This window comes from Candidatus Allofournierella merdipullorum, from assembly GCF_048426865.1.
In the GTDB taxonomy this organism is placed as follows: domain Bacteria; phylum Bacillota; class Clostridia; order Oscillospirales; family Ruminococcaceae; genus Allofournierella_A; species Allofournierella_A merdipullorum.
Window position 1 is genome coordinate 36,609 of record NZ_DBFNWJ010000035.1, and the last position, 25,859, is coordinate 62,467.

Below are 25,859 nucleotides of genomic sequence, written 5' to 3' on the forward strand. Positions count from 1 at the left end.
CAAGGAAAACGCCCCGCGAAGCCGCCAAAGACGGCCCCGTGGGGCGTTTTCCCTTAATGGGGGAGAAGAATATCACTCCGCGCGCGCCATTGCCTGGCGGAAATCGCGGGTGTCGGAGAAGATCTCGTTTTTGTAGGGGTTCTTTTTCTGCTGCACGGCGCGCTTGATGATGATGGCCAGCACGATGACGTTAGCGGCCAGCGCCAGAATGGCGATCACGCCCTGCATGGTGGGGTCGGCGGCGGTGGGCCGCACGGTGGGATCCATCACGCCGTCGGCGTAGAGCACCGGCAGGGTGCTGAACACGCTGGCGTCCTGGAACAGGGGGAACACCTGGGCGAACATGCACCACAGGGCCAGAGTGTTGGCACGGTTCTGGATCCAGCCGCCCTTGTTCCACAGCGCGTTGGCGAAGGTGGGGGCCAGCAGCAGGGCCAGGCCGCAGTACCAGGCGTGGGTGGGCAGGTTGTTGTAGGTGTACTCAAAGTTCCACAAATCGTAGGCGATGATGTAGAGGATGGTCATGTCCGGCCAGAGCATGTCCTCGCCCTTTTTGGAGGTGTAGATGCCCCACCAGCCGGTCATGCACAGGATGTTCAGGATGCCGGCGATGCCGTTCACCCAGTTCCACCAGCCGCCGTAGAGCCAGACGTTCTCGCTGGACAGCCACCAACGCTCGCCGGTGGCGGCCAGGGCCATGGCGCCCCGGATGCCGGACTCAAAGTCGCTGCCCACGGCGATGAGGATGTTGATGGCCACGATGACAAAGGGGAAGGCCTTGAACCAGTGGGCCTTGCCCACGCCCCACTTGTATTTCAGCATCATGAAGCCGATGCATCCGGCGGTGGCGGCGTAGAGCTTGGCGTAGTGGAACCAGCTGTTCATGTGGGTGTAGGTGGGATTGTTCAGCGCCCACTCGGCCCCCATGGCCGCGCCCACATAGATGGAGATGAAATAGGCGGTCAGCCCGGCGGGCAGAATGAGAAAGCAGAAGATGCCGCCCTGGGGCGTGCGGCGGGCCACCTCATTGGCCAGCACCAGCCCCGCGAACACCAGCAGCCAGCCCAGCAGCTGCCAGCCGGCGTTTTCGCCGTAGATTTGAAACAACATGATGAATCCTCCTCTATTTTGATGCAGTGTTTTGCGGCTCGTCCGGGACCGCAATGTCCCGGATGAGCATTTCGTTGCCTTGAATAAGATGGGTGCGGCCGCTGCCGCAGGCGGGGCAGGTGCGCCCGTGGGCCAGTGTTTCATACACTTCGCCGCAGGCTTCGCACAGGGTGCGGGCGGGAATGGTTTCCACCCGCAGTTCTGCCCCGTCCAGCATCTCCGAGCGGGCGGCGGCCCACTTCCAGCAGTCCTGGAGGTAGTCGCCCATCACGCCGGACACTTCGCCCAGCTCCAGCGTCACGGCCTTCACCCGCTTGATGCCGTTTTCCCGCCCGGCGGTCTCCACCGTTTTGATGATGTGGAATACGATGCCCAGTTCGTGCATGGCGCTCAGCCTTTCTTGCCGAATTTCAGCCGCAGGCCCCGCTTGACCATGTAGGGCAGGATGGCCTTGAACTTGTCCTCGGTGCGCACCATGGTGCTGCACTCGGGCAGATCGCGGGAAAGATGGATGGCGTCAAACTCGCACTTGGTGGTGCAGATGCCGCAGCCGATGCACTTGTTCGGGTCCACCACCGACGCGCCGCAGCCAAGGCAGCGGGCGGTCTCGGTCTTGACCTGTTCCTCGGTGAGGGTGCCGTGGGTGTCCCGGAAGGAGAGGCCCGGCGCGGGGGCCGCGGCCTCCTGGCGGGCGGCGCTGTCGTAACCGGTGAGGAAGAGGTTGTCTTTATCCAGCTGGATGAAGTCCCGCCGGTTGCGGCCGATGGTGAGGCTGGTGTCCGGCTGGACGAAGCGATGGATGGACACCGCGCCCTCCTTGCCGGCGGCAATGGCCTCGATGGCAAAGCCGGGACCGGTGTACACGTCGCCGCCCACGAACACGTCGGGCTGGGCGGTCTGGTAGGTGAGGGCGTCCGCCGCGGCGCGCCCGCCGCCGGCCAGCTCCACCTTGCTGCCCTCCAGCAAATTGCCCCAGAGGATGCTCTGGCCGATGCTCAGGATGACCTGCTCGCAGGCCACGGTCATGGTGTCGGCATCGTTGTAAACGGGGGCGAAGCGGCCCTCGGCGTTCAGCACCGAAACGCACCGCTTGAACACCACGCCGGTGACCTTGCCGTTCTCGGTGAGAATTTCCTTGGGGCCCCAGCCGCAGTGCAGCTGCACCTGCTCGGCCTGGGCCTCCGCCACTTCCTCTGGGTCGGCGGGCATGGCGTCTTTGGCCTCCAGGCAGAACATGGAAACTTCCTCCGCGCCGCAGCGGCGGGCGCTGCGGGCCGCGTCGATGGCCACGTTGCCGCCGCCGATGACCACGGTGCGCTTGGCCGCCGGGGTGTGCTCGTTCTCTGCCACCGCGTGAAGGAAATCCACCGCGGTGAACACGCCCTCGGCGTCCTCGCCGGGCACGCCGGCCTTGCGGCCGCCCTGGCAGCCGATGGCGATGTAGAAGGCCTTGTAGCCTTCGGCACGCAGCTGGTCCAGGGTCGCGTCTTTGCCCACTTCCACGCCGCAGCGGATGTCCACGCCCATGGCGCGGATGACGTCGATCTCGGCGTCCACCACGTCTTTTTCCAGCTTGTAGGAGGGGATGCCGTACACCAGCATGCCGCCGGGCCGGGCGTTCTTCTCGAACACGGTGGGCTTGTAGCCCTTTTCCGCCAGGTAGAAGGCACAGGAAAGGCCCGCGGGGCCCGCGCCGATGATGGCGATTTTCTCGCTGAAGCCCTCGCCGGTGCTGGCGGGCACGATGGGCGGGATGTAGCGGGTGGCGGCGTCCAGGTCCTTCTGGGCGATGAACTTTTTCACCGCGTCGATGGCCACCGCGGAGTCCACGTTGCCGCGGGTGCAGGCGTCCTCACAGCGGCGGTTGCACACCCGGCCGCAGACGGCGGGGAAGGGGTTCTCCTTCTTGATGAGGGCCAGCGCCTCGGTGTAGCGCCCCTGGGCCGCCATCTTCAGATAGCCCTGCACCGCGATGTGGGCGGGGCAGGCGGTCTTGCAGGGGGCGGTGCCGGTGTCGTGGCAGTTGACCCGGTTCTTGTCCCGGTAGTCCACCGTCCACTTCTCCGGGCCCCAGGGGGTCACGGCAGGGTCCTCCATCCGGGGGTACTCCACCGGGCCGTCCTTGGTGCACAGCTTCTGGCCCAGCTTCACCGCGCCCGCGGGGCAGAACTCCACGCAGCGGCCGCAGGCCACGCAGTTCTCGGTGGTCACATGGGCCACATAGGCCGAGCGGCCCAGGTTGGGGGTGTTGAACATCTGGCTCAGCCGCAAAGCGTTGCAGACGTTCACGTTGCAGTTGCAGATGGCGAAAATTTTGTTCTCGCCGTCGATGTTGGTGATCTGGTGCACAAAGCCGTTGTCCTCGGCCCGCTTCAGAATGCGCAGCACCTCGTCGTAGTCCACATAGTGGCCCTTGTGGGTCTCCACCAGGTAGTCCGCCATGTCGCCCACGCCGATGCACCAGTCCTCCGGGTCGTCGCCGCAGCCCTCGCCCAGCTTTGCCCGGCTCATGCGGCAGCTGCAGGGGCTGGCGGCGTACTTGCCGTCGTACTTTTTCAGCCAGTGGCTGATGTGCTCGATGTCCACCGACTGGTTCTCGGTCTCGATGGCCTTCTCCACCGGGATGACGTGCATGCCGATGCCCGCGCCTCCCGGCGGCACCATGGCGGGGATGTGCTCCAGGGGCAGGAAGGTCATCCGCTCAAAGAAGGCGGTCACCTCCGGGTGCTCATCAATTTGATGCTTCTGCATGTTGAAGAACTCGGCGCTTCCCGGCACGAACATGGGCAGAACGTACTGCTTTTCGTGCCGCTCGTTCTCCCAGTTGTATTCCAAAAGGCCGATGTAGCTCATCTGATAGAGCAGCGGCTCCAGTTCCTCGGCGCTCTTGCCGGTGGCCTTCACCAGCTGGGGCAGGGTCATGGGCTTGCGGACCTCCATCTTGAGGGCCACGTCGGCCATCTCGTCGGTCACAAGGCCCGCCAGGCCCCAGTATTCCGGGTCGTCGCCGGTCACGCCCTTCAATTTGGCGGGGATGCGGTCGGTGATTTTCCGCCCAAGTTTCAGTATCTTCTCCCGGGGCTGCTCATCCCGGGGAATTTCAAAGGACAGCTTGCTTTCGTCCAGGGGAAAATGGGTCTCACTCATGGCCGTTCTCCTTTTCCGTTTCTTCGCCCCGCCAGGCGCGCACTTCCCGGCGCAGCCAGTCGTACCAGGCGTCCATCCCTTCGCCGGTGGCGGCGCAGATGGGGATGACCTGCGCCTTGGGATTGCGCATCTTCACATACTCGGTGCATTTTTCCAGGTCAAAATTGAAGTAGGGCAGAACGTCCATCTTGTTCACCAGCACCACGTCGCACACCTGGAACATCAGCGGGTATTTGAGGGGCTTGTCGTGTCCTTCGGGCACGGACAAAATCATGGCGTTCTTCACAGCGCCGGTGTCGAACTCGGCAGGGCAGACCAGATTGCCCACATTCTCCAGAATGGCCAGTTCCACGTCCCCGGTGCCCAGACCCTCCAGGCCCTGGCGGGTCATGCCCGCGTCCAGATGGCACATGCCGCCGGTGTGCAGCTGGATGGCCTTTGCCCCCGCCGCCGAGATGGTGCGGGCGTCCACGTCCGAGTCGATGTCCGCCTCCATCACGCCGATTTTCATCTCGTCTTTCAGCGCCTCGATGGTGCGGGTCAGGGTGGTGGTTTTGCCCGAGCCGGGGCTGGACATCAGGTTCAGAAGGAACACGCCCTTCTCCTTCAGTTCCGCCCGCAGTTTCGCCGCCTCTTCGTCGTTGGAGGCAAACACGCTCTGGCGAATCTCAAGAATTTTAAAGGATTCCAATTCTCTCACACTCCATGGTCGTATCAGTGGTCGGGCCAGAAATAAATATCGGCCCCAGCCGAACGTTAAAAGAATAACATTACCCTGCGGAAAAGGTCAATAGATGCCGATTTTTTCGGAATACTGTGCAAAAAAGGCTCTTGGCGTTCAGCCATTTGCATGGTAAAATAAGGGCGTGGTATGTGGTATGACCAATACGAGGAGGAAGGCGCTGTGGAATTTGAGAAACTGTCGGCCCCCAGTCTGAAAGATTTGTTCGTCAAGCAGATACAGGGAATGATCCTTTCGGGGGAACTGCCCGAGGGCACGGCGCTGCCGCCGGAGCGGGAACTTGCGCAACAAATGCAGGTAAGCCGGGCGGTGGTGAACGGCGGTCTGGCGGAACTGGCGGCCCAGGGATTTGTGGAGGTGCGCCCGCGGCAGGGCACCTTTGTGGCGGACTACCGGCGCAACGGAAACCTGAGCACCCTCATCGCCATCATGGAGTACAACGGCGGCACCCTGGGCCGGGAGGAGATACGCTCCATTCTGGAGGTGCGCCGGGCGCTGGAGCATATGGCGGTGGGATTGATTTTGCGCAACGCCACCGACGAAGACATCGACCGCCTGGGCGACCTTGTGGCCCGCATCGCGGGAGCGCAGACACCCCTGCAGGCGGCGGAGCGGGCCTTCGAGTTTCAGCATGAGCTGGCCCTCATCACCGGCAACAGCATTCTGCCCTTGTTCTATTACTCCTTCCGCGCGCCGGTCATCGTGCTGTGGGTGCGCTTTTGCCGCCGCTACGGCATCGAGGCTCTCTGCCGCAACACGGAACTGCTCTATACTCACCTGAAAAACCGGGACGAGCAGCAGCTGCGCCGCTGGATCGACACCTATCTGGGGGAGGCCATCGAGGGCGGCCAGCAGATTTACAATGAGTGATATAATAAAAAGAAAAGGGGGAGATACGATGAACGAAGTTCTCAATGCCATTCTGACCCGCCGCAGTGTGCGCAGCTACAAACCGGACCCCGTGCCCCAGGACGCGCTGGAGCGCATCCTCACCGCCGGGCAGTACGCCGCCACCGGCATGAACCGCCAGAGCCCCATCATCCTGGCCATCACCAACAAGGCCATGCGGGATAAGCTCTCGGCCATGAACGCCGAGATCATGGGCTCCTCCGGCGACCCCTTCTACGGCGCGCCGGTGGTGCTGGTGGTGCTGGCGAACAAAGCCGCCCCCACCTACGTCTACGACGGCAGCCTGGTGATGGGCAACCTGATGCTGGCCGCTCACGCCGAGGGTCTTGCCAGCTGCTGGATCCACCGGGCCAAGGAGGAGTTCGAGAGCGAAGAGGGCAAGGCCATCCTGAAGGAACTGGGCATCGAAGGCGACTGGGAGGGCATCGGCCACTGCATCCTGGGCTATGCCGATGGGGAACCGAAGCCCGCCGCGCCCCGCAAGCCGGATTATGTGCACTACATCCGCTGATTTTCAAAATGTTGCCCCGGCAACGGAAGAATGACGCTTCTTTACATACAATAAGGGCATGAGCCCGCCCGGCGGGCCGTGAAACCCAAAAAGGAGCGATGCGCTATGAAGTATGTTTGCACTGTCTGCGGCTTTATCTACGACGAGGCGGCCGGCGACCCGGACAACGGCGTGGCACCCGGCACCGCCTGGGCCGATGTGCCCGAGGACTATGTCTGCCCCCTGTGCGGTGTGGGCAAGGACATGTTCGAGCAGCAGTAAAATATTTTCACAGACCGCAAAGGCGGACGCAGCCCCATAAAAAGGGGGCGCGTCCGCCTTTTTCCTGCTTTTGTGCGCCGGGGCGGCGGTTGCATGCGCCGGGCGCGGGTGATAAAATATTCACAGAGAAATCAAAAAGAGAGGGGGAGAATGCATCGTGAGCACCGCTTTTTTGCTCAACCAGACCGAAAAGACCATTCCCTATGTCCTGTTTTACGACCGGGAGGGCGCATTGGTCCCCAACCACTGGCACAAGGAGACGGAACTGGTCTTTGTGCGCACCGGCAGCGTGAAGATGGTCATCAACGATGTGCTCTATACCCTCGGCCCGGGGGACATGGCGGTCATCCTCGGGGGCGACACCCACTCCTACTTCCAGACCTACGATCACGAGCGGGTGGTGGTGATGTTCGCCCCGGAACTGTTTGAGGACGGCGAAGAGCTGCGCCTCATCCAGAAAAAGATGAAGGGCATCAGCCGGGTGAGCACCCAGTGGAACGAGCGCCATCAGCAGGAGGTGCAGAGCATCTTTCTGCGGCTCATCGAACTCAACGACACCACCCAGCTGGGGCGAAACCTCAGCGTGCGTGCGCGGCTGTACGATCTGGTGGTGCTGCTGGCGAACGGCTTTGAGCAGGACGCCCAGCAGCGGGACACCCAGGAAAAAAGCGCCCAGGCGGCCATGCTGGCCAATCTGGAAAAGGCCTTTTTGTATGTGGAGCGCAATTTCTCCCAGCACATCGACCTGCAGGACGCCGCCGACGAGCTGGGCTTCACCACCAGCTACTTCGCCCGCTTTTTCAAGCGGTTCACCGGTACCACCTTTATGGAGTACCTCACCGCCTACCGTGTGGGACGGGTGCAGCGGCTTCTGGCTGAGCGGCGGATGAACGTGACCCAGATCGCCGAGGCCACCGGTTTTTCCAGTGTGAAGACCTTCAACCGGGTGTTCAAGGCCCACACGGGCATGTCGCCGCGGGAATATCAAAAGTCAATATTTGAGGACAAGCAAGCATAAATCGGGATAGATTGGAAATGTGAATGTCACTATAATTGACTTTGGAACAAAGGCAATTATAGCAAAAACGCCGGAATACGGAGGCGCTGACATGAACTGCAAATCCCCGAGAAACCCCTGTGAGATGAAACTCGGCGCGACCCTCGCGCTGGACGAGAATGCCTCGAAGCAGGCCGATCTGTGCGGCCTGCTGGAGCAGATGAAGCGGGACGGCTTCAACACCGTGAATTTTTACGGGCTGGAGCATGTGCGCGCGAGCTGGGAAATCCTGTTCGCCACGCTGGACCGCTTGCAGATGCAGGCAGTCGTCCGGATCGAGGACTACGGCGCCGGGTTTTCTTTTTCTGCCCAGGAGGACGTGCCCGATGTGCTGAGCCGTTATCAGGCCCTGCTGGACTGGGTCTGTACGCCGGACCACCGCTCCCGTGTGGCCTATTTCGCCTTGAATATGCCGGTGGATGACGGCCGGGTCACCGAACCGCTGGGTGGGGTCAATTCTCCGGACTGCCGCCACCGCCAGGTGGAATACGCCGCGTCGCTGGTGAGCGCCATGCGCATGGAGACCCACCGCCGGGGTTTTTCCACCGCAAAGCTCTATTTGAGCGTGTTCTACGGCTGGGACAACACCTACGACGTGCCCAGCTACGCCGCTGCCGGCGCGGACGGCTACTTCCTCAACAACTACAGCTACCCCGCCCAGCACCTCCACGCGCCCACGCTGCCCTGCACCGATGAGGAGCTTATCAACCGCCGGCGGCTTTCGGTGGCGGTGGAAAAATACCGCAGCCAGTATCCGGGCATGCCGCTGATCGTGGAGTTCGGCTTCCACACACTGGAATACAACCACGGCCAGTGGCCCGGCCAGACGGCGGGCCTTGTGGGCGACCGGCCCTCGAAGGAGCAGGCCATCCGCGCCACGCTGGATTTTTACGAGACCGTGCCGGAGTTCCGGGGTTACCTGTACTTCGGATATAACCTTTATAAAGAGGAGGGCGAGCCGCCGGCAGTCATGGACTGGGCGCTGCGCTATCCCGAGGAGGATGCCGTATGAAACGAAAGATCATCTCCCTGGCATTGACCCTGCTCATGGCGGCCGGCGCGGCCACCGGCGTGATGGCGGCGGACGAAGGGGCCACCGGCGTGATGACCCCCTACGCCGAGAGTGCCGACCCCGAGACCTTCTGGAACGGCGCCACCTTTGAGCTGCAGCGCACCGAGAACACAAACGAGTGGATCACCCGTGAGCTGGAGCGGATGAGCGAGCGTTACCACATCAACACCGTGACCATCTACGGTTTGGAAAACTTCGATGACGCGGGCAGCGACGAGTACAAGACCCACCTGTTCAACGAACTCAAGCGGCTGGATATGCGCGCGGTGGTGCGTATCGAGTCCTACGACGCGGAGAACTTCGCCTTCACCAAAGAGGACGCGGCCAAGGTGATGGAGAGCCACCGGGCGCTGGTGCAGTTCGTCAGCAAGCCGGAAAACCGGGATCAGGTGGCCTACTTCGCTTTGAACATGCCGGTGGACGACGGCACGGTGCAGGCGAACCTGGGCGGGGTCAATTCCGAGACCTCCAAGAAAAACCAGGTCACCTACGCCGAGGAGATCGTGCGGCTGATGCGCGAGGAGACGGCGGCCTGCGGCTTTGAGGACGCCAAGATGTTCCTGAGCGTGTTCTACGGCTGGGACAACACCTACGACATCCCCAGCTACGCCTCCGCCGGCGCGGACGGCTACTTCATCAACAATTACAGCTATCCGGAAGGGAAGATCCCCACCGCGGAGGATGACGACGCCACCCTCATCAACGCGGACCGGCTGCGCATCTCCATGGAGACCTACCGCAGCCAGTACGGCGACGCGCCGGTGGTCATCGAGTGCGGCTTCCACACCATGGAGTACAACGGCGGCGAGGCCACCAACCAGACCGCGGGCCTTGTGGCCGACGTGGCCGCCAAGCGCAAGGCCATGCGGGCCATGGTGGAGTTCTATCAGCAGAACTACCCCGAGGTGCGGGGCATCCTGTACTTCGGCTACAACCTCTTTAAAGAGGAAGGCAATCCCCCCACGGTGATGGACTGGTCGCTGGAGTATCCCACCCGCGACACCATGCCCGCCGCCGAGGGCCTGCCGGAAAACGGAGCGAAATCGGTGGAGGACGCCTCTTCCCTGAACGGCTGGGTGGTGGAGCTGCCCGCCGCGGAAGACGGCCTCACCTTCACCGAGTGCCCGCCGGTGCAGCAGCTGGTCATCCGTTACCGCGCCGACAAGGACGCTGAGCTGGGCCTCTACTCCGGCGGCCAGCTGAAAAAGACTGTTACCCTGCCCGCCAGCAGCGACTACACCGAGCTGGGCGTGCTGCTGACGGTGGTGGAAGACTACGACCTCACCCTGCAGGCGGAGAACGCGGCAGGCCTGCGCATCGACCAGGTGCTGCTCTTGGAGGACATGCAGGCGGAATACGCCCGCCTCACCGGTACCGCCCAGGCGCAGGAGGATGAAGACGCCTCCCGGGGCGCTTGCGTCACCGGCCTTTCCGGCGGCGAAGTGGCCTACGATTCCAGCCGCGGCGGCGAGGTGATCTCCATCACCTACCGCTGCGATGAGGACAGTGTGCTCACCCTGCGCAGCGGCAGCCAGCAGTTCGCGCTGGACCTTGCCGCCAGCAAGGACTACACCACCCTGGAAGCCCAGATCGGCCTGGCCCCCGGCGCCAGCTTCTCGCTGAGCAGCGATCAGGAGAGCTTTGTGCTGGACGGCGTACAGCTCACCGGCGCGCCCGCCCCCGGCGGCGTGGGCGCGGAAAGCGAGGATGCCGAGGAACCCCAGCCCGAGACCCAGCCGGAGACGGCGGACGCCTCTGTGCTGCCCTATGTGGCCGTGGGCGTTGCGGCGTTGGCGCTGGTAGCGGCCATCGTGGCCTTTGCGCTGACCGGCCGCAAGAGAAAGGAGCAGCCCGATGGAGAAGAATAAACCCTGCCGCACCGCGCGGCGTCCCGGCCAGACCATCCCCGAAGCGGTGGAGGAACTGCTGGCAAAAATGACCACTGCCGAGAAGTTCGGCCAGATGTACCAGTCCATCGGGGCGGACATCACCACCGTGGGCACCACCCAGGTCAAAGAGCCAGTGGAGGAGTTGCTGCGGGCGGGCCAGATCGGCTCGATGATGCAGGTGGGCGAACCCCACGACCTGGCAAAGCGCATCCGCCATTTCCAGGACATCGCCGTGAACGAGAGCCGCCTGGGCATCCCGCTGCTCTTCTGCCTGGACGTCATCCACGGCTTCGAAACGATTTTCCCCATTCCGCTGGCCTGGTCCTGCTGCTTTGACGAGGAACTCATCCGTCAGGCGGCGGCCACCAGCGCCCGCGAGGCCGCCTGCTGCGGCATTGACTACATCTTCTCCCCCATGGTGGACATCCCCCATGACCCCCGCTGGGGCCGGGTGGCCGAGACCGCCGGCGAGGACCCCTGGTGGGGCAGCCGGGTGTCGGCGGCGCTGGTCAAGGGCATGCAGGAGGACGGCGGCGTGATGGCCTGCCTCAAGCACTACCTGGGCTACGCCGCGGCAGAAGCCGGGCGTGACTACAACACCGTGGAATTCAGCGACTCCGCGCTGCACAACACCTACCTGCCGCCCTTTGCGGCGGGCGTCAAAGCCGGCGTCAAGTCGGTGATGACCGCCTTCAACGTGGTCAACGGCGTGCCCGCCGTGGCCAACCGCCCGCTGGTGGAGGGCGTGCTACGGGGCGAGCTGGGCTTCGACGGAGTGGTGGTCTCCGACTACGCCGCCGTTATGGAGCTGATGGAGCACGGCGTGGCCGAGGACGAGGCGGACGCCGCCGAAAAGGCGCTGGCCGCCACCCTGGACATCGAGATGACCACCAACTACTTCCGCCGCCACGGCGAAGCGCTGCTCAAAGCGGGCCGCATCACCATGGAGCAGGTGGACGCCGCGGTGCGGCGCATCCTCACCGCCAAGTACGAGCTGGGCGTGATGGACGATCCCTACCGCTTCCTGCGGGAGGAGGAGATCGACTCCACCGTCTACACTCCGGAGCATCTGGCCCAGAGCCGCACCCTGGCGGCCCGTTCGGCGGTGCTTTTGAAAAACGACGGCGTGCTGCCGCTGGCAAAAGACAAGAAACTGGCCCTCATCGGCCCCTTTGCCGACAGCAGCGACCTCTTCGGCTGCTGGTGCTGTTCCACCCGCAAAGCGGAGGTGGCCACTCTGGCCACCGGCCTGCGGGAAAAGGGCTTTGATTTCACCGTGGAAGAGGGCAGCGGCGTGCAGCAGCCCATCGAGGGCGGCATTGAGCGGGCCGTGGCCGCGGCAAAGGCCGCCGACGTGGCGGTGCTTGCCCTGGGCGAGGACGACCAGATGAGCGGCGAGGCCTGCAGCCGGCTGAACATCACCATCCCGGATTGCCAGAAGGCGCTGGCCGAGGCGGTGGCCGCCACCGGCAAGCCCACCGTTCTGGTGCTCACCAACGGCCGGCCGCTGCTGCTGAACTGGTACGACGAGCATATGAACGCCATTCTGGAGGGCTGGGCCCCCGGCAGCGAGGGCGGCCGCGCACTGGCCGACCTGCTGGCAGGCGATGAAGTGCCCGGCGGCAAGCTGACCATGAGCTTCCCCTGGCACACCGGCCAGATCCCCGTCTACTACAACGAACTGCCCACCGGCCGCCCCTTTGTGGAAGGTTCGGACGAGCACTTCCAGTCCAAATATCTGGACGGCCCCAACGCCCCGCTCTATCCCTTCGGCTACGGCCTGACCTACGGCCGCTGCGTCTGCGGCCCGGTGAAGATGAGCGGAGAAAACCTGGCCCCCGGCGAGACCCTCACCGCCACGGTGACGGTGCGCAACGAGGGCAGCCTCCCCGCCCGGGAGACGGTGCAGCTTTACTTGCGGGACCGCTGTGCATCCCTCTCCCGCCCGGTGCAGGAGCTGCGGGGCGTCAAACAGGTGTGGCTGGAGCCCGGACAGCAGGCGGAGGTATCCTTTGCCATCGACGAACCCATGCTGCGTTTTTACACCGCCCGGGGCGTGTGGGCCTCGGAGGCGGGCGGCTTCGATGTGATGATCGGGCTGGACAGCCGCAGCGCAAAACAGAACAAGGCCGGCTTTACGCTCACCGCCGGCGTGCAGGAGTGAGAGGATGAACGAATACAGTGAAAAAGCGCAGCAGCTGGTGGCTCAGCTCACGCTGGACGAAAAGCTGTCGCTGCTGACCGGCAAAAACTTCTGGGTCACCCAGCCCTTCCCCCGCCTGGGGGTCAGCTCCATGGAGGTGGCGGACGGCCCCTACGGCCTGCGCAAGCAGGTGGGCATCTCCGACCACATGGGCTGGAACAAGAGCCAGCCCGCCGTGGCCTATGTGTCCGGCCCGGGCATGGCCTCTTCCTGGGATAAGGACCTCATCCGCGAGGCGGGCCGCCACCTGGGCGTGGAAGCCAAAGCCGCCGGGGTGGACATCCTGCTGGGGCCGGCCATCAACATCGTGCGCACCCCGCTGTGCGGGCGCAACTTCGAGTATTATTCCGAGGACCCCCGCCTGACCGGCGAGATGGCGGCGGCTTACATAAAGGGCGTGCAGAGCACCGGCGTGGGCACCTGCATCAAGCACTTCGCCGCCAACAACCAGGAAAAGGACCGGGAGTACATCGACGCGGTGATGGACGAGCGCACCCTGCGTGAAATCTACCTCGCCGCCTTCGAGCGCCCCATCAAGGAGGCAAAACCCTGGTCGGTGATGACCGCCCTGAACAAGGTCAACGGCGACTACTGCTCCGAAAACAGCACCCTTCTGCAGGACATTCTGCGGGACGAGTGGGGCTACGAGGGCTTCGTGATGTCCGACTGGAACGGCGTCAACGACCGGGCCAAGGCTCTGGCCGCGGGCCTGGATTTGGAGATGCCCTGCAGCCACGGCGTGGGCGAGGAGCGCATCCGTCAGGGCCTTGCCGACGGCACCGTCACCGAGGAAGAGGTGGACGAGTCCTGCCGCCGCATCCTCTGCGCCGTGCTGCAAAGCGAGGCCAACCGTGACCCGAACGCCACCTGGAACGAGCCGGCCCACCACGACTTTGTGCGGCAGCTGGCCGAGCAGTGCGTCATCCTTCTGAAGAACGAGGGCAATATTCTGCCCCTTTCCGCCGGCACAAAAATCGCTGTGCTGGGCGAGTTTGCCACCGAGCCCCGCTTCCAGATGGACGGCAGCGCTCTGGTGAACCCCACCCGCCACGATGTGCCGCTGGAGAAGATCCAGGAAAAGGCCGAGGGCCAGGTGCTCTACGGCAAGGGCTGCAGCCGCGACCCCGAAGAGCAGGCGGCCCTGCTGGCCGAAGCCGAGCGGCTGGCTGCCGAGGCGGACGTGGCGCTGGTGTTTGCCGGCCTGCCCGCCGGCGTGGAGGCCGAGGGCAAGGACCGCAAGGACATGAAGATCCCCGCCTACCACGACGAACTCATCCGGCGGGTGCTGGCGGCCCAGAAGAACACCGTGGTGGTGCTGTGCAACGGCTCCCCGGTGGAGATGCCCTGGGAGAAGGACGCCGCCGCCATCGTGGAGTGTTTCCTGGGCGGTCAGGCCCTGGGCGGCGCGCTGGCGAACATCCTCTACGGCGAGGTCAACCCCAGCGGCAAGCTGCCGGTGACCTTCCCGAAGGCCCTGGAGAACAATCCCTCCTACTTGAATTACCCCGGCCAGGGCGGCCGCGTGGAGTATCAGGAGGGCGTGTTCGTGGGCTACCGCTACTACGACGTCAAACACATCGACCCGCTGTTCTGCTTCGGCCACGGCCTGTCCTACACCACCTTTGGGTATGGTGAAATGACCCTGAGCGCCGAACACATGGGCGATGACGACACCCTCACCGCCCGCGTTACCGTGACCAACACCGGCAGCCGTGCCGGCGCCGAGGTGGTGCAGCTCTATGTGGCCGCCCCGAAGGGCGCGGTGCTGCGCCCGGAAAAGGAACTGCGGGGCTTTGAAAAAGTCTTTTTGCAGCCGGGCGAAAGCAAAACGGTGGAGTTCACCCTCACCCGGCGGGATTTTGCCTACTACGACATGGAGCTGGGCGAGTGGTACGCGCCGGAAGGCGAGTACAAGGTGCTGGCCGCTTCTTCCAGCCGGGACGTGCGGTGCGAAGCTCCGGTGCAGTATCATCCGGCGCGCATCAAGCGGCGGGAGATCACCGGCTGGTCCACCATCGGCGAGCTGCGGGCCTGCCAGGCCGGCCAGGAGATGTACGGCGAGATCCGCAGCATCCTCAAGGCCAGCGGCAACCCCCGTGTGCTGGAACTGCCCCTCTTCGACGAGAGCGAGCAGGCGAAAGAGCGGGTGAACGACCTGCCCCTGCGGATGGTCACCCTTCTCAGTGACAACATCCTCAACAACGACATCATGGACCGCCTCATCGCGGAGTGCAACCAGAAAGCGCTGCAGACCGTTTGAGGCTTTTCAAAGGGAGGACCGGTATGAAGATCTGTGGCAGAAAGGCGCTGCTGGCCGCGGCGCTGGCGCTGGCGATGAGCCTGTGCCCCCTGGCGGCCCACGCCGAGGAACCGGCGCAGACGGCGCTGCCGGTGCAGTGGACGGAATACGGCTCGAGCCAGACCTTCACGCTGACGGCGCCCAAAGCGGGCAGCTACGCGCTGGTGATGGAATACCGGGCCTTTGAATCCCGCAGCGATTTCATCGAGTTGGACGTGCAGGTGCAAAACGGCCAGAACGCCCTTTCTCTGGAGGGCGCCACTCTGGAGCGTCCCCTGGAAGTGCTGCCCATCCGGCAGGACTCGGAGGGCAACGACCTGCGGGGCGGCACCGAACTGGCGGACGTCACGGTGCGCCGGGCGCTGAGCGCCCCCGCCTCGCCGGATCAGCCCTGGCAGATGGAGCTGGCGGAAGGCGAAGTCACCGTGACCGTCACCGCCAAGCGCGCCGACTTCGAGCTGCTGGACCTGGCGCTGGAACCGGTGAGCGAGAGCGAAGCCTACGCCGGCCCCGCCGAAGGATATGCCCCGGCGGGCGAGGCCGTGGTGGTGCAGGCCGAGGCGGTGAGCACCGTTTCCACCAGCACTCTGGGCGCCCAGTATGACCGGGGCGGCCCCTCGGTGCAGCCCTCCGACCCGGGGCGCCTTGTGCTGAACATCGCCGGCGGCGAAAACTGGAACCAGGCAGGGCAGTGGATGGAATGGCAGGTGGAAGTGCCCGAAACGGGGCTCTACGCTGTGCGCTTCAAGGCCCGCCAGAACATCAAGAGCGGCCTTGCCTCCAACCGGCGGCTGCTGGTGGACGGCGCGGTGCCCTGCGCCGAGGCCGAGGATATCGTCTTTCCCTATTCTGCCGACTGGCAGATGGTGACCCTTTCCACTGCGGAAGGGGAGGAGGTGCTGCTGCCTCTGGAGGCCGGCACCCACACCCTGCGGCTGGAAGTCGTCTCCGGCCCCACCGCCTCCGCGGTGACCGGCCTGCGCACGGCCCTGAACGATCTGAACGGCGTCTACCGCCAGATCGTGATGGTCACCGGCGTCAACCCGGACAAAAACCGTGACTACTCTCTGGGCAAACTCATCCCCACCCTGGCCGACGACCTGGCGGCGGGCAAGGCGGCGCTGGAGGAACAGATGGCCGCCCTGGAAGCCCTGGCCGGCCAGGAGCAGGGCGACGAGATGACCACCCTGAACACCCTCATCGTGCAGCTGGGCTCCTTCGTGGAGGACACCGAGAGCATTCCGCTGCGCCTTGCGAACTTCAAGTCCAATCTGGACAATCTGGCCACCTGGCTGAACACCCTGTCCCAGCAGCCGCTGGAACTGGACTATCTGGTGCTGGATGTGCCGGGCAGCGGCCGGGAGGCCGAGAAGGCCGGCTTCTGGGAGAACCTGGTCTTTTCGGTCAAGGGGCTGTGGGCCTCCTTCTTCCACAACTACGACACCACCGGCTCCAATGAGAACGCCCAGCTGGAAGTGTGGGTGGGTGCGGGCCGCGATCAGATGCAGATCTTGCAGGAGATGATCGACGAGACCTTCACCCCCGCCACCGGCATCACCGTGCAGCTGAGCATGGTGCAGCAGGGCGTGGCCGAGGCGGTGCTGGCGGGCGAAGGCCCGGACGCCGTGTTCTTTGCCGGCAACACCGAGCCTGCGAACCTGGCCATGCGCGGCGCGCTGGAGCCTCTGGACGATTACCCCGGCTTTGAGGAACTGAAAGAGCAGTTCCAGAGCCAGTCCTTCGTGCCCTACGAGTACGACGGCCGCACCTACGGCGTGCCCTTCACCCAGCAGTTCTCCATGCTCTTCTACCGCACCGACATCTTCGAGGAGCTGGGCCTGGAAGTGCCCCAGACCTGGGAAGACCTGTTCGGCATCATCCCGGTGCTGCAGCGCAAGAACATGCAGGTGGGCGTGCCCTCCTCCGACCAGACCTTCGCCACCCTGCTCTTCCAGCAGGGCGGGCAGTACTACAACGAGGACGCCACCGCCACCGCCCTGGGCGACAACACGGCAGTGGAAGTGTTCCGGCAGTACACCCGGCTCTTCTCCGACTACGACCTGCCCCTCTCCTACGACTTCTTCAACCGTTTCTGCAGCGGTGAGATGCCGCTGGCCATCGCGGACTACACCGAGTACAACCGGCTGACGGTGGCCGCGCCCCAGATCAGCGGCCTGTGGGAGATGGCCCTTCTGCCCGGCACCGAGCAGGAGGACGGCTCCATCGACCGCTCCACCCTCGCCGGCGCGGGCCAGGGCGGCTACATTCTGGCCACCAGCGAGCACAAGGACGAGGCATGGCAGCTGCTGCAGTGGTTCGCCTCCGCCGAGGCCCAGGCCGAGTTCGGCAAGCGCAGCGAGGCGGTGCTGGGCTCCGCCGGCCGCTACGCCGCGGCCAATCAGGAGGCCTTCCGCCAGCTGCCCTGGCTGGCCGATGAGCAGGAACTGCTCATGACCCAGTGGGAGGCCGTGCGGGAGAACCCCCAGCCGCCGGGATGCTACTACATGCAGCGCAACCTGACCAATGCCTTCCGTCAGGTGGTTCTGGACGGCCAGAATCCCCGGGAGATGCTGGACCGCTACATGGATGAAGTGGACCGGGAGCTGGAACGCAAACGCATGGAATACAGCGACATTTACCACGGATGAAAGGAGGCAGCGTGATGAAGAACCCTTCCCGTCAGGAGAGCCTTTGGACCCGCATCGTGCGCGGCAGGTGCTACTACGCCATGCTGGCTCCCTTCGCGGTGATGTTCACCGCCTTTGTGCTGGCGCCCATCGCCGCCTCGGTGGTGATGAGCTTCACCGATTTCAACCTGGTGCAGACGCCGGACTTTGTGGGCCTGCAAAACTACATCCGCATGTTCTTTGACGACAGCGTCTTTCTCATCGCCTTCAAGAACACCATGCTCTTTGCTCTGTTCACCGGCCCGGTGAGCTACGTCGTCTGCCTGTTCTTCGCGTGGCTGGTCAACGAGCTGCGCCCCGGGCTGCGCACCGTGTTCACCTTCCTGCTTTACATCCCCGCCATGTCCAGCGCGGTCTACACCGTGTGGGCCTTCATCTTCAGCGGTGACCAGTACGGCCTTGTGAACAGCGTGCTGATGAACCTGGGCCTTGCCAAGGAGCCCATCCAGTGGCTCTCCGACCCGGACCTGGTCATCTGGGTGGTCATCGGCGTGCAGCTGTGGATGAGCCTGAGCACCGCCTTCCTCTCCTTTCTGGCGGGCTTTCAGGGCATTGACCGCCAGCAGTACGAAGCGGCGGCCATCGACGGCGTGAGCAACCGTCTGCAGGAGTTCTGGCTCATCACCATCCCCAACATGGGGCCCCAGCTTTTGTTCGGCGCGGTGATGCAGATCGGCGCCTCCTTTGCCGCCGGCGAGGTGGGCACCGCCCTGCTCACGGCGGCGGGCAGCGGCACCGTTGCCACCGACTACGCGGCCACCACCCTGGTGACCCACATGCTGGAGATGGGCACCACCCGCAACGAAATGGGTTATGCCTTTGCCATCGCGGTGTTCCTGTTCTTGATGATGACGCTCTTCAACAGCGTCATCCGCCGCGTGCTGAAACACTTTACCGCGTGAGGAGGCCCGAAGAATGAAAAAAATCTTTTCTGCGGGCACCGGCCTGCACGCGAACCGCTCCGCCGCCGGTACGGCGGTGGTGTTCCTCATCCTGCTGTTCACCAGCCTGCTGATGATGATGCCCTTTGTGTATTCCATCGTCCAGTCGCTGAAACCCATGGAGGAGCTGTTTGCCTTCCCGCCCAAGTTCTTCGTGCAGAACCCCACCACCGAGAACTACCAGAAGCTCTTCCAGCTCACCGAGAACCTCTGGGTGCCCTTCAGCCGCTACGTCTTCAACAGCGTTTTCGTCTCGGTGGCGGGCACTGCCCTCTACATCCTGGTGGCCTCCATGGCCGCCTACTCCCTGGCCTTCGGCGATTTCCCCGGCGCGAAGCTCTTCAATGAGATCGTGGTGCAGGCGCTGCTGTTCAGCTCCTCGGTGCTGGCGGTGTCGCAGTACGTCATTCTGGCCAAAGGCCGCATGCTCAACACCTACTGGGCGGTGATTTTGCCGGCGCTGAGCGCCCCGCTGGGCCTTTTCCTCATGCGTCAGTTCATGGAACAGATGATCCCCAAAAGCATGCTGGAGGCCGCCCAGATCGACGGGGCGGGCACCTTCACTACCTTCTGGCGGGTGGTGATGCCGGTGGTCAAGCCCGCCTGGCTCACCCTCATCATCTTCACCTTCCAGTCGCTGTGGAGCGGTGCGGGCAACAAGTACATCTACCGGGAGGATTTGAAGGTCCTGCCCACCGTTCTCAGCCAGATCTCCGCCGGCGGCATGGCCCGCGCGGGGGTGGCCGCCGCGGCCGCGGTGGTGCTGATGATCCCGCCCATCCTGGTGTTCATGGCGGCCCAGCGCAACGTGCTGGAGACCATGGCCACGTCTGGCATTAAGGAGTGATGGGGATGAAACGAAAACTGCTTGCGCTTGCGCTCTCCTTCGCCCTGGCCTTTGCCACGGCGGTCTCGGTCAGCGCCGCCGAGGACCCCTATGTGAGCTACACCTACAACGCCGACGGCTCCGAGCGGGCGGCTCCCGCTCTCTATCTGCCCGAAAAGGCGGTGGACGGCAAACAGCTCACCGGTCAGGCGATGGTAAATCCCGGCGACCTCTTCCTCTGGCAGGATACCTTATATATACTGGACAGTGGCAACAGCCGCCTTGTCCTTTCCGACCTGGACCTTGACTGCACCGGCACCCTCACCTTCACCGACGAGGCGGGCGCTCCCATGCAGTTCACCGAGGCGGCGGGCCTGTTCGTGGGCGAGGAGGGCATCTACCTCTCCGACGCGGGCGCGCTCAAGGTCTACCGCTTCGACCACACAGGCCGTCTGGAACAGACCTACACCCAGCCGGACAGCCCCCTTTACGACAAATCCATCGCCTTCCGGGTCACCCGCCTTCTGGCGGACTCGGCGGGCAACCTTTACGCCCTGGTGGAAGGGCAGTTCTCCGGCGCGGTGATGTTCTCTGCCTCCGGCGAATTTCTGGGCTTCTACGGCCCCAACGAGGTGGAGATGACCCTGGACATGCTGCTGGACCAGAGCTGGCGGCAGGTGCTCAGCGAGGAACAGCAGAGCGCCATGGGCCGGTTCATCCCGGTGGCCTACACCAGTTTTGACATCGACGAAGAAAACTTCATCTACACCTGCTCCAAAAGCGCCCTCTCGGTGTCCAGCCGGGTGCGGCGGCTGAACCCCTCCGGCAAGGGCCTGTGGGACGGCAAGGAGCTGCAGTTCGGCGACGACATCCCCACAGAACAGTGGGTGTCGGGCCTGGGCAACACCACCCAGCTGGTGGACCTGGACATCGGCCCCGACGGCATGCTCAGCGTGCTGGACGCCGCCCGCGGGCGGGTGTTCCAGTACGACGAGAACGGCCAGCTTTTGGGGGCGTTCGGCGGCCGCGGCAGCCAGACAGGCACCTTCCAGGACCCCGCCGCCATCGAGAGCGCTCCCGGCCGGCTCTATGTTCTGGATAAAGCTACCGGCACGGTGACCCTCTTCAAGACCACTGCCTACGGCAGCGCGGTGCACAGCGCCGTGGATCTTTACAACCAGGGCGAGTATGAGGCTGCCATTCCCTATTGGCAGCAGGTCATCGCCATGGACGGCGGCAGCGAGCTGGCCTGCCTTGGCATGGGCAAAGCCTGCTACGCCCAGGGCGACGTGGCCGCGGCCATGGAGTACCTGCGGGCCTCCAACAACGTGGAGCAGTATTCCCAGGTGTTTGAAAACTACCGTCTGCAGCTGGTGCGCGGCGGGTTCACCGCCTTCGTCATCGTTCTGGCGGTGGTGCTGGCGGCGCTGGCTGTTCTGAAACGGCTGCACTGGTTCGGCCTCGGCGCGAAGCTGGAGCCCCTGCGCCGCCACTTCCGGGTGCTGGTGCATCCCAGCGAGACCCTCTATGAGCTGCGCAGCCGCAAGCAGCTGTCGCCCTGGTTCGCCGCGGCGGTGGTGGGCGTGTGGTTCCTGCTGGAAGTGCTCTCCTGGTTTGCCACCGGCTTCATCTTCCAGACCCGGGATCCGGAGGAATTTAACCTGCTCTTCCCGGTGGTCAGCACCATCGTGGCCTACTGCCTGTGGGTGCTGGTGAACTGGGCCGTGAGCACCCTCTCCGACGGCAAGGGCACCGCGAAAGAACTGTGGTGCGCCAGCGCCTACGCGCTGCTGCCCTATCTCTTCGGCAAGGCGGCGGTGCTGGTGCTCAGCCACCTGCTCACCCAGCAGGAGGGAGCCTTCCTGGTGTGGATCCAGGGCGCGGCCTTCGTCTGGGCGGTGATCGTGCTCTTCGGCGTGCTCACCACCCTGCACCACTACACCCTGGGCAAGGCCCTGGGCAGTGTGGCGCTCACCCTCACGGGCATCGTCATCGTCATCTTCCTGCTGTTCATGGCGGTGGTGCTCTTCGACCACGTGAGCAACCTTTTCATGATCGTCTACAACGAATTGACCCTGCGCAGGTAAAGGAGGTGCGGTATGAAAGCTTGGATCAAACGGGCCCTTAGTGCCGCCCTCGCCCTGGCGCTGCTGGCGGGCACGGCGTTCGCCGAAACGCCCGCCGAAGCGCCCGGCGAAACGCCTGCCCCCGCGCCCGAGGGCTACATCCTCGCCGCCGAGGAAAACGGCCTCAGCCTCTACGCTAATCTTGCCAGCGGCAACTTCATCCTGCGGGATGAGGCCGCGGGCCTGGAATGGGCCAGCGCGCCGCTGGAGGCCGAAAACGACGAGAACCTCAAGGGCGCCCAGAAAAATCAGCTGCTCTCCTTCGTCACCGGCGCGGTGCTGAACCCCGACATCGGCAAGGAGACCCAGTTCACCTCCGCCATTCTGGCGGGCAGGGGAGACGTGAAGGGCGAGCTGACCGACGGCGGCTACCGGCTGGACATTGACGCCGAGGGTGTGCAGTTCTCGGTGGAGGTCACGCTGGACGGCGACTGTGTGCGGGTGGTGCTGCCCGCCGACAGCATTCAGGAATCCGACGAGGCCTGGCTGCAGTCGGTGAGCCTTGCGCCCTCGCTGAACGCGGGCAGCGGCCAGGATGAGGGCTTTATGCTGGTGCCGGACGGCAGCGGCGCCATCATCCGCTTCAACAACGGCCGCCAGGGCAGCTACAACGAGCCGGTCTACGGTGCGGAGCGGGCTTTCCTGCGCACCGCGCTGGCCACCGAAAAGCAGGACGCGCCCCTTCCGGTCTACGGCATCGAGAAGAACGGCGCGGGGCTGCTGGCGGTGATCGACGGCGGCGCGGCTGCCGCCTCCATCCGGGCCGCCTCGGCGGGCAACGGCAGCACCTACAATCTGGCCGGCGCCACCTTCACCCTGCGGGAGAAGGACCAGCAGTTCCTCACCGACGACGTGAGCCAGACCATCTACGAAGAAGAACGCACCGTCACGGGGGACCTCTCCCTGCGGCTTTACCCGGTGCGGCAGCAAAGCGGCGGCTACATGGCCATGGCCGACTGCCTGCGGAGTTACCTCACCGATGAACTGGGCATGCAGCCCCAGACCGAGCCGGCGGCCGCCGGCGTGCTCACCGTCTACTGCGGCGTGGCCCGCCGCCAGCAGGTGCTGGGCATCCCCCTGTGGGAGACGCCCGCCGCCCTCACCACCTATGAGCAGGCGGGGGAGATGCTGAACGCCTTTGCATCTTCCGGCTCCATGGCTCTGGAACTGGAAGCCTGGGACGCGGGCCAGATCCTGGGCAAGGCTCTGGCCGAGCCGGACCCCGCCTCTGCCCTGGGCGGAAAAGGGGAGCTGGAAACGTTGGCTGAAACTTGCGACGAGCTGAACGTCCCGCTGCTGGCGGGCGCGCAGCTGGCTTCCTTCAGCCGGGGCGGCAGCGGCCTCTCGGTGAAGAAGGACGCGGTGCGCACCCTCACCCAGGAGCCGGCGGCCCAGTATCCCTTCTGGCTGGCCAGCAGCTCCGCCAAACTGGAGCAGGCCAGCTACCTGCGGGCCCCCGACCAGCTGCCCGGCGCAATGGAAACCTTCGCCCCGGCGGCGATGGAACTGGGATTTGACGGCGTGAGCGTCACCGACGCGGGCGCTTTGAGCTATTCCAACTACCGCTCCGGCAGCCTTGCCAGCGCCGACGACAGCGCGGCTTACACCGCCGAAGCGGTGGATATCGCCGCCCAAAACGGGCTGGCCGCGGTGCACGGCGGATTCCTCTTCGCCGCGGCGGAGGCGGACCTTGTGCTGGACGCGCCTTCCGGCGGCAGCCGCTTTGGCTGTGTGGACCAGGAAATTCCGTTCTATCAGATCGCCCTCAGCGGCCTGGTGACGGTGGCCTCGGAGCCTGTGAACCTGCAGGCCGACCCGGACACCGCGGTGCTCTGGGCGCTGGAGACCGGCAGCGCCCTCTCCTGGGCCTTTGCCGACCAGAACCTGCTGGACCTGGAAGGCACCGACCTGGAAGGCCTCACCGGCCTTTCCTGGCAGATGGGCGGCGAGACGGCCGCGGCCCAGGCAGCCGAAGTGCTGCCGGAACTGGAAAAGGTGGTGGGCCGGCGCATCACCGGCCACGAAACGCCCGCCGAGGGCGTGGCGCTGACCACCTTTGACAACGGCGTGCGCGTTGCGGTGAACTACACCGGCGCGGACGTGGCTCTGGAGGACGCGACGGTGCCCGCCATGGGCTGGTACATCTGGGAATGAGAGGGGGAAAAGCCATGAAAAAGAAAAAACGTGCCGGTCAGCGGCTGAGCTTTTCCCAGCAGCGGGCGATGTGCGGATTTTTGTTCTGCCTGCCCTTTGTGGCGGGGTTCCTGCTTTTGTTCCTGGCGCCCATGATCCAGTCCATCCGCTATGCCTTCTCCACCATCCAGCTGGGCCAGACGGGCATGACCCTCAGCTTTGTGGGCCTTAAAAACTTCCGCACCGCCCTCTTTGCCGACCCGGAGTATGTCCGCACCATCGCCGAGTCGGTGGGCAGCATGGTGCTGCAGGTGCCGGTGATTCTGGTGTTCAGCCTCTTCATCAGCCTGTTGCTCAACCAGAAGTTCCGGGGCCGCACCCTGGCCCGCGCCATCTTCTTTCTGCCGGTGATCGTGGTCAGCGGCATCATCCTGGAGATTCTGAGCACCGACTACCTCTCCACCGCCATCATGTCCGGCGAAGAGACCATCGGCGCTTTCCGCGGGATGGAAAGCCATGATATACTGGTAGCCATGGGCATTCCGCAGCAGCTCATCGATCTGATGATCCCGGTGGTCTACGACATTTTCAATCTGGTGTGGAGCTCCGGCGTGCAGATTTTGATGTTCCTGGCGGGCCTGCAGACCATTCCTTCCTCTCTCTATGAATGCGCGAAGCTGGAAGGCGCCACCGGCTGGGAGATGTTCTGGAAGATCACCTTCCCCCTCATCTCGCCCATGCTGCTGATGAACGTGGTCTACAGCGTGGTGGATTTCTTCACCACCAGCGCAAACCCGGTCATACGCATGATCAACCAGCAGACCGGCAACATGCGCTTCGAGTACGCGGCGGGCCTGTCCTGGATGTATCTGCTGGTGGTGCTGGTGCTGCTGGGCATCGTTTACAAACTGATGAGCAAACACATTGTGTATCTGGGGGAGTGAGCCGATGAAAGAAAACAGCAAAAAGCGGCTTGCCCGCCGCGCGGGCGGCGCGGCGCTGGCCCTCTACCGCTTCTTCATTCTGGCGGGCTTCAGCGTCATCATCCTCTACCCGGTGCTCTACGCCGTCAGCCTGGCGGTGCGCCCGGCCCAGGACCTCTATGACCCGCTGGTCATCCTGATTCCCCGCCACTTCACCTGGGACAACATCAAGAACGCCCTGTCCTACCTCAACTACGCCGAGGCCTTCCCCAACTCGCTGGTGCTGGTCACCGTGTCCACCTTTTTGCAGGTGTGCAGCTGCGCGCTGGTGGGCTACGGCCTCGCGCGCTACAAGTTCCGGGGCAGCAAGCTCATTTTCGCCATGGTCATTTTGACCATCGTGGTGCCGCCCCAGACCACCATCATCCCCAACTACATGAGCTTCCGCTACTTCGACCCGCTGGGCCTGGTGAGTCTGTGGAACCTCATCACGGGGCAGAGCGTGAACATCAATCTCATCAACAACAATCTCTCGTTCTACCTGCCCGCCGTGCTGGGCATGGGCATCCGTTCCGGCATCATCATCTTCATCTTCCGCCAGTTCTTCCGCGGCATGCCCAAGGACCTGGAGGAGGCCGCCTACATCGACGGCTGCGGCCCGGTGCGGTGCTTCTTCCGCATCATGCTGCCCAACGCCAGCGCCGGCCTGCTCACCGCCACCCTGTTTTCGGTGGTGTGGTACTGGAACGACTATGTCTACACCTCCAACTACCTGGGCGCCACCCACACGGTGATGAACGAGCTGTACCGTCTCTATGACAACATCGGCCACATCATGGAGTACGACATGAACACCAGCCCCTACGAGGGCATCCTGCTGCTGCAGGCGGGGGTGCTGCTGGCCATCCTGCCGCCCCTCATCATGTACATCTTCCTGCAGCGTTACTTCGTCGAAAGCGTCGAGCGCTCCGGCATCGTGGGCTGACCCCCGCCGCCGGTGCTCCCGAACCATAGTGAACAAAG

At 64.2% G+C, this 25,859-nt stretch carries 19 protein-coding genes; 15 read left to right on the forward strand and 4 right to left on the reverse strand.

Annotation, left to right across the window (positions count from 1 at the left end):
* Positions 1 to 72: 72 nt before the first annotated feature.
* Genes ACMNAY_RS05860 through hypB form a run of 4 tightly spaced genes read right to left on the reverse strand, consistent with a single transcriptional unit; the run spans position 73 to position 4,948 of the window.
* Positions 73 to 1,110 carry a DUF5692 family protein gene (locus tag ACMNAY_RS05860; RefSeq protein ID WP_418718754.1) on the reverse strand — a complete coding sequence of 346 codons (1,038 nt, stop codon included), beginning with the start codon at positions 1,108 to 1,110 and terminating at the stop codon, positions 73 to 75.
* 13 nt (positions 1,111 to 1,123) lie between these two features.
* Positions 1,124 to 1,495, reverse strand: coding sequence for a hydrogenase maturation nickel metallochaperone HypA (locus ACMNAY_RS05865; protein ID WP_418718755.1), 372 nt, complete (start codon positions 1,493 to 1,495; stop codon positions 1,124 to 1,126).
* 5 nt (positions 1,496 to 1,500) lie between these two features.
* On the reverse strand, positions 1,501 to 4,257 hold the full coding sequence (locus ACMNAY_RS05870) for an FAD-dependent oxidoreductase (RefSeq protein ID WP_418718756.1): 2,757 nt from the start codon (positions 4,255 to 4,257) through the stop codon (positions 1,501 to 1,503).
* The gene (gene hypB / locus ACMNAY_RS05875) at positions 4,250 to 4,948 is read right to left on the reverse strand and encodes a hydrogenase nickel incorporation protein HypB (protein WP_418718777.1); all 699 of its coding nucleotides are present in this window, start codon (positions 4,946 to 4,948) and stop codon (positions 4,250 to 4,252) included. The genes ACMNAY_RS05870 and hypB overlap by 8 nt, the downstream gene beginning before the upstream one ends.
* Positions 4,949 to 5,161: 213 nt before the next feature.
* Here hypB and ACMNAY_RS05880 point away from each other — a divergent pair, with 213 nt between their 5' ends.
* The 15 genes from ACMNAY_RS05880 to ACMNAY_RS05950 all read left to right on the forward strand — a co-directional run bounded on the left by ACMNAY_RS05880 (position 5,162) and on the right by ACMNAY_RS05950 (position 25,821).
* Positions 5,162 to 5,869 (forward strand): FadR/GntR family transcriptional regulator, encoded by a 708-nt coding sequence (locus ACMNAY_RS05880; protein ID WP_418718757.1) that lies wholly within the window; start codon positions 5,162 to 5,164, stop codon positions 5,867 to 5,869.
* 28 nt (positions 5,870 to 5,897) lie between these two features.
* Complete coding sequence (locus ACMNAY_RS05885) at positions 5,898 to 6,419, forward strand: nitroreductase (protein ID WP_418718758.1); 522 nt, start codon at positions 5,898 to 5,900, stop codon at positions 6,417 to 6,419.
* A 105-nt stretch (positions 6,420 to 6,524) separates the two neighbouring features.
* On the forward strand, positions 6,525 to 6,680 hold the full coding sequence (gene rd, locus ACMNAY_RS05890) for a rubredoxin (protein ID WP_330057992.1): 156 nt from the start codon (positions 6,525 to 6,527) through the stop codon (positions 6,678 to 6,680).
* Between the two features lie 157 nt (positions 6,681 to 6,837).
* Positions 6,838 to 7,698 (forward strand): helix-turn-helix transcriptional regulator, encoded by an 861-nt coding sequence (locus ACMNAY_RS05895; protein ID WP_394968157.1) that lies wholly within the window; start codon positions 6,838 to 6,840, stop codon positions 7,696 to 7,698.
* A 91-nt stretch (positions 7,699 to 7,789) separates the two neighbouring features.
* A complete protein-coding gene (locus ACMNAY_RS05900) occupies positions 7,790 to 8,749 on the forward strand; it encodes a hypothetical protein (RefSeq protein WP_418718759.1) in 960 nt (319 codons plus the stop codon).
* Positions 8,746 to 10,677 (forward strand): hypothetical protein, encoded by a 1,932-nt coding sequence (locus ACMNAY_RS05905; RefSeq protein ID WP_418718760.1) that lies wholly within the window; start codon positions 8,746 to 8,748, stop codon positions 10,675 to 10,677. The genes ACMNAY_RS05900 and ACMNAY_RS05905 overlap by 4 nt, the downstream gene beginning before the upstream one ends.
* Complete coding sequence (locus ACMNAY_RS05910; protein ID WP_418718761.1) at positions 10,664 to 12,862, forward strand: glycoside hydrolase family 3 N-terminal domain-containing protein; 2,199 nt, start codon at positions 10,664 to 10,666, stop codon at positions 12,860 to 12,862. Before ACMNAY_RS05905 ends, ACMNAY_RS05910 begins: the two co-directional genes overlap by 14 nt.
* A gap of 4 nt (positions 12,863 to 12,866) precedes the next feature.
* Positions 12,867 to 15,161: a glycoside hydrolase family 3 C-terminal domain-containing protein gene (locus ACMNAY_RS05915; protein ID WP_418718762.1), complete on the forward strand. Its 2,295-nt coding sequence runs from the start codon at positions 12,867 to 12,869 to the stop codon at positions 15,159 to 15,161.
* 23 nt (positions 15,162 to 15,184) lie between these two features.
* On the forward strand, positions 15,185 to 17,848 hold the full coding sequence (locus ACMNAY_RS05920; RefSeq protein ID WP_418718763.1) for an extracellular solute-binding protein: 2,664 nt from the start codon (positions 15,185 to 15,187) through the stop codon (positions 17,846 to 17,848).
* A 14-nt stretch (positions 17,849 to 17,862) separates the two neighbouring features.
* Positions 17,863 to 18,789, forward strand: coding sequence for a carbohydrate ABC transporter permease (locus ACMNAY_RS05925; protein WP_418718764.1), 927 nt, complete (start codon positions 17,863 to 17,865; stop codon positions 18,787 to 18,789).
* Between the two features lie 13 nt (positions 18,790 to 18,802).
* Positions 18,803 to 19,675: a carbohydrate ABC transporter permease gene (locus tag ACMNAY_RS05930; protein WP_394976697.1), complete on the forward strand. Its 873-nt coding sequence runs from the start codon at positions 18,803 to 18,805 to the stop codon at positions 19,673 to 19,675.
* Positions 19,676 to 19,680: 5 nt separating this feature from the next.
* Positions 19,681 to 21,741 carry a YIP1 family protein gene (locus ACMNAY_RS05935; RefSeq protein ID WP_418718765.1) on the forward strand — a complete coding sequence of 687 codons (2,061 nt, stop codon included), beginning with the start codon at positions 19,681 to 19,683 and terminating at the stop codon, positions 21,739 to 21,741.
* A gap of 12 nt (positions 21,742 to 21,753) precedes the next feature.
* Positions 21,754 to 23,934, forward strand: a complete 2,181-nt coding sequence (locus ACMNAY_RS05940) for a DUF5696 domain-containing protein (RefSeq protein ID WP_418718766.1) — start codon at positions 21,754 to 21,756, stop codon at positions 23,932 to 23,934.
* A gap of 14 nt (positions 23,935 to 23,948) precedes the next feature.
* Entirely contained in the window at positions 23,949 to 24,857 is a 909-nt protein-coding gene (locus ACMNAY_RS05945; RefSeq protein ID WP_418718767.1) for a carbohydrate ABC transporter permease, read from the forward strand.
* Between the two features lie 4 nt (positions 24,858 to 24,861).
* On the forward strand, positions 24,862 to 25,821 hold the full coding sequence (locus ACMNAY_RS05950; RefSeq protein WP_418718768.1) for a carbohydrate ABC transporter permease: 960 nt from the start codon (positions 24,862 to 24,864) through the stop codon (positions 25,819 to 25,821).
* Positions 25,822 to 25,859: the final 38 nt, after the last annotated feature.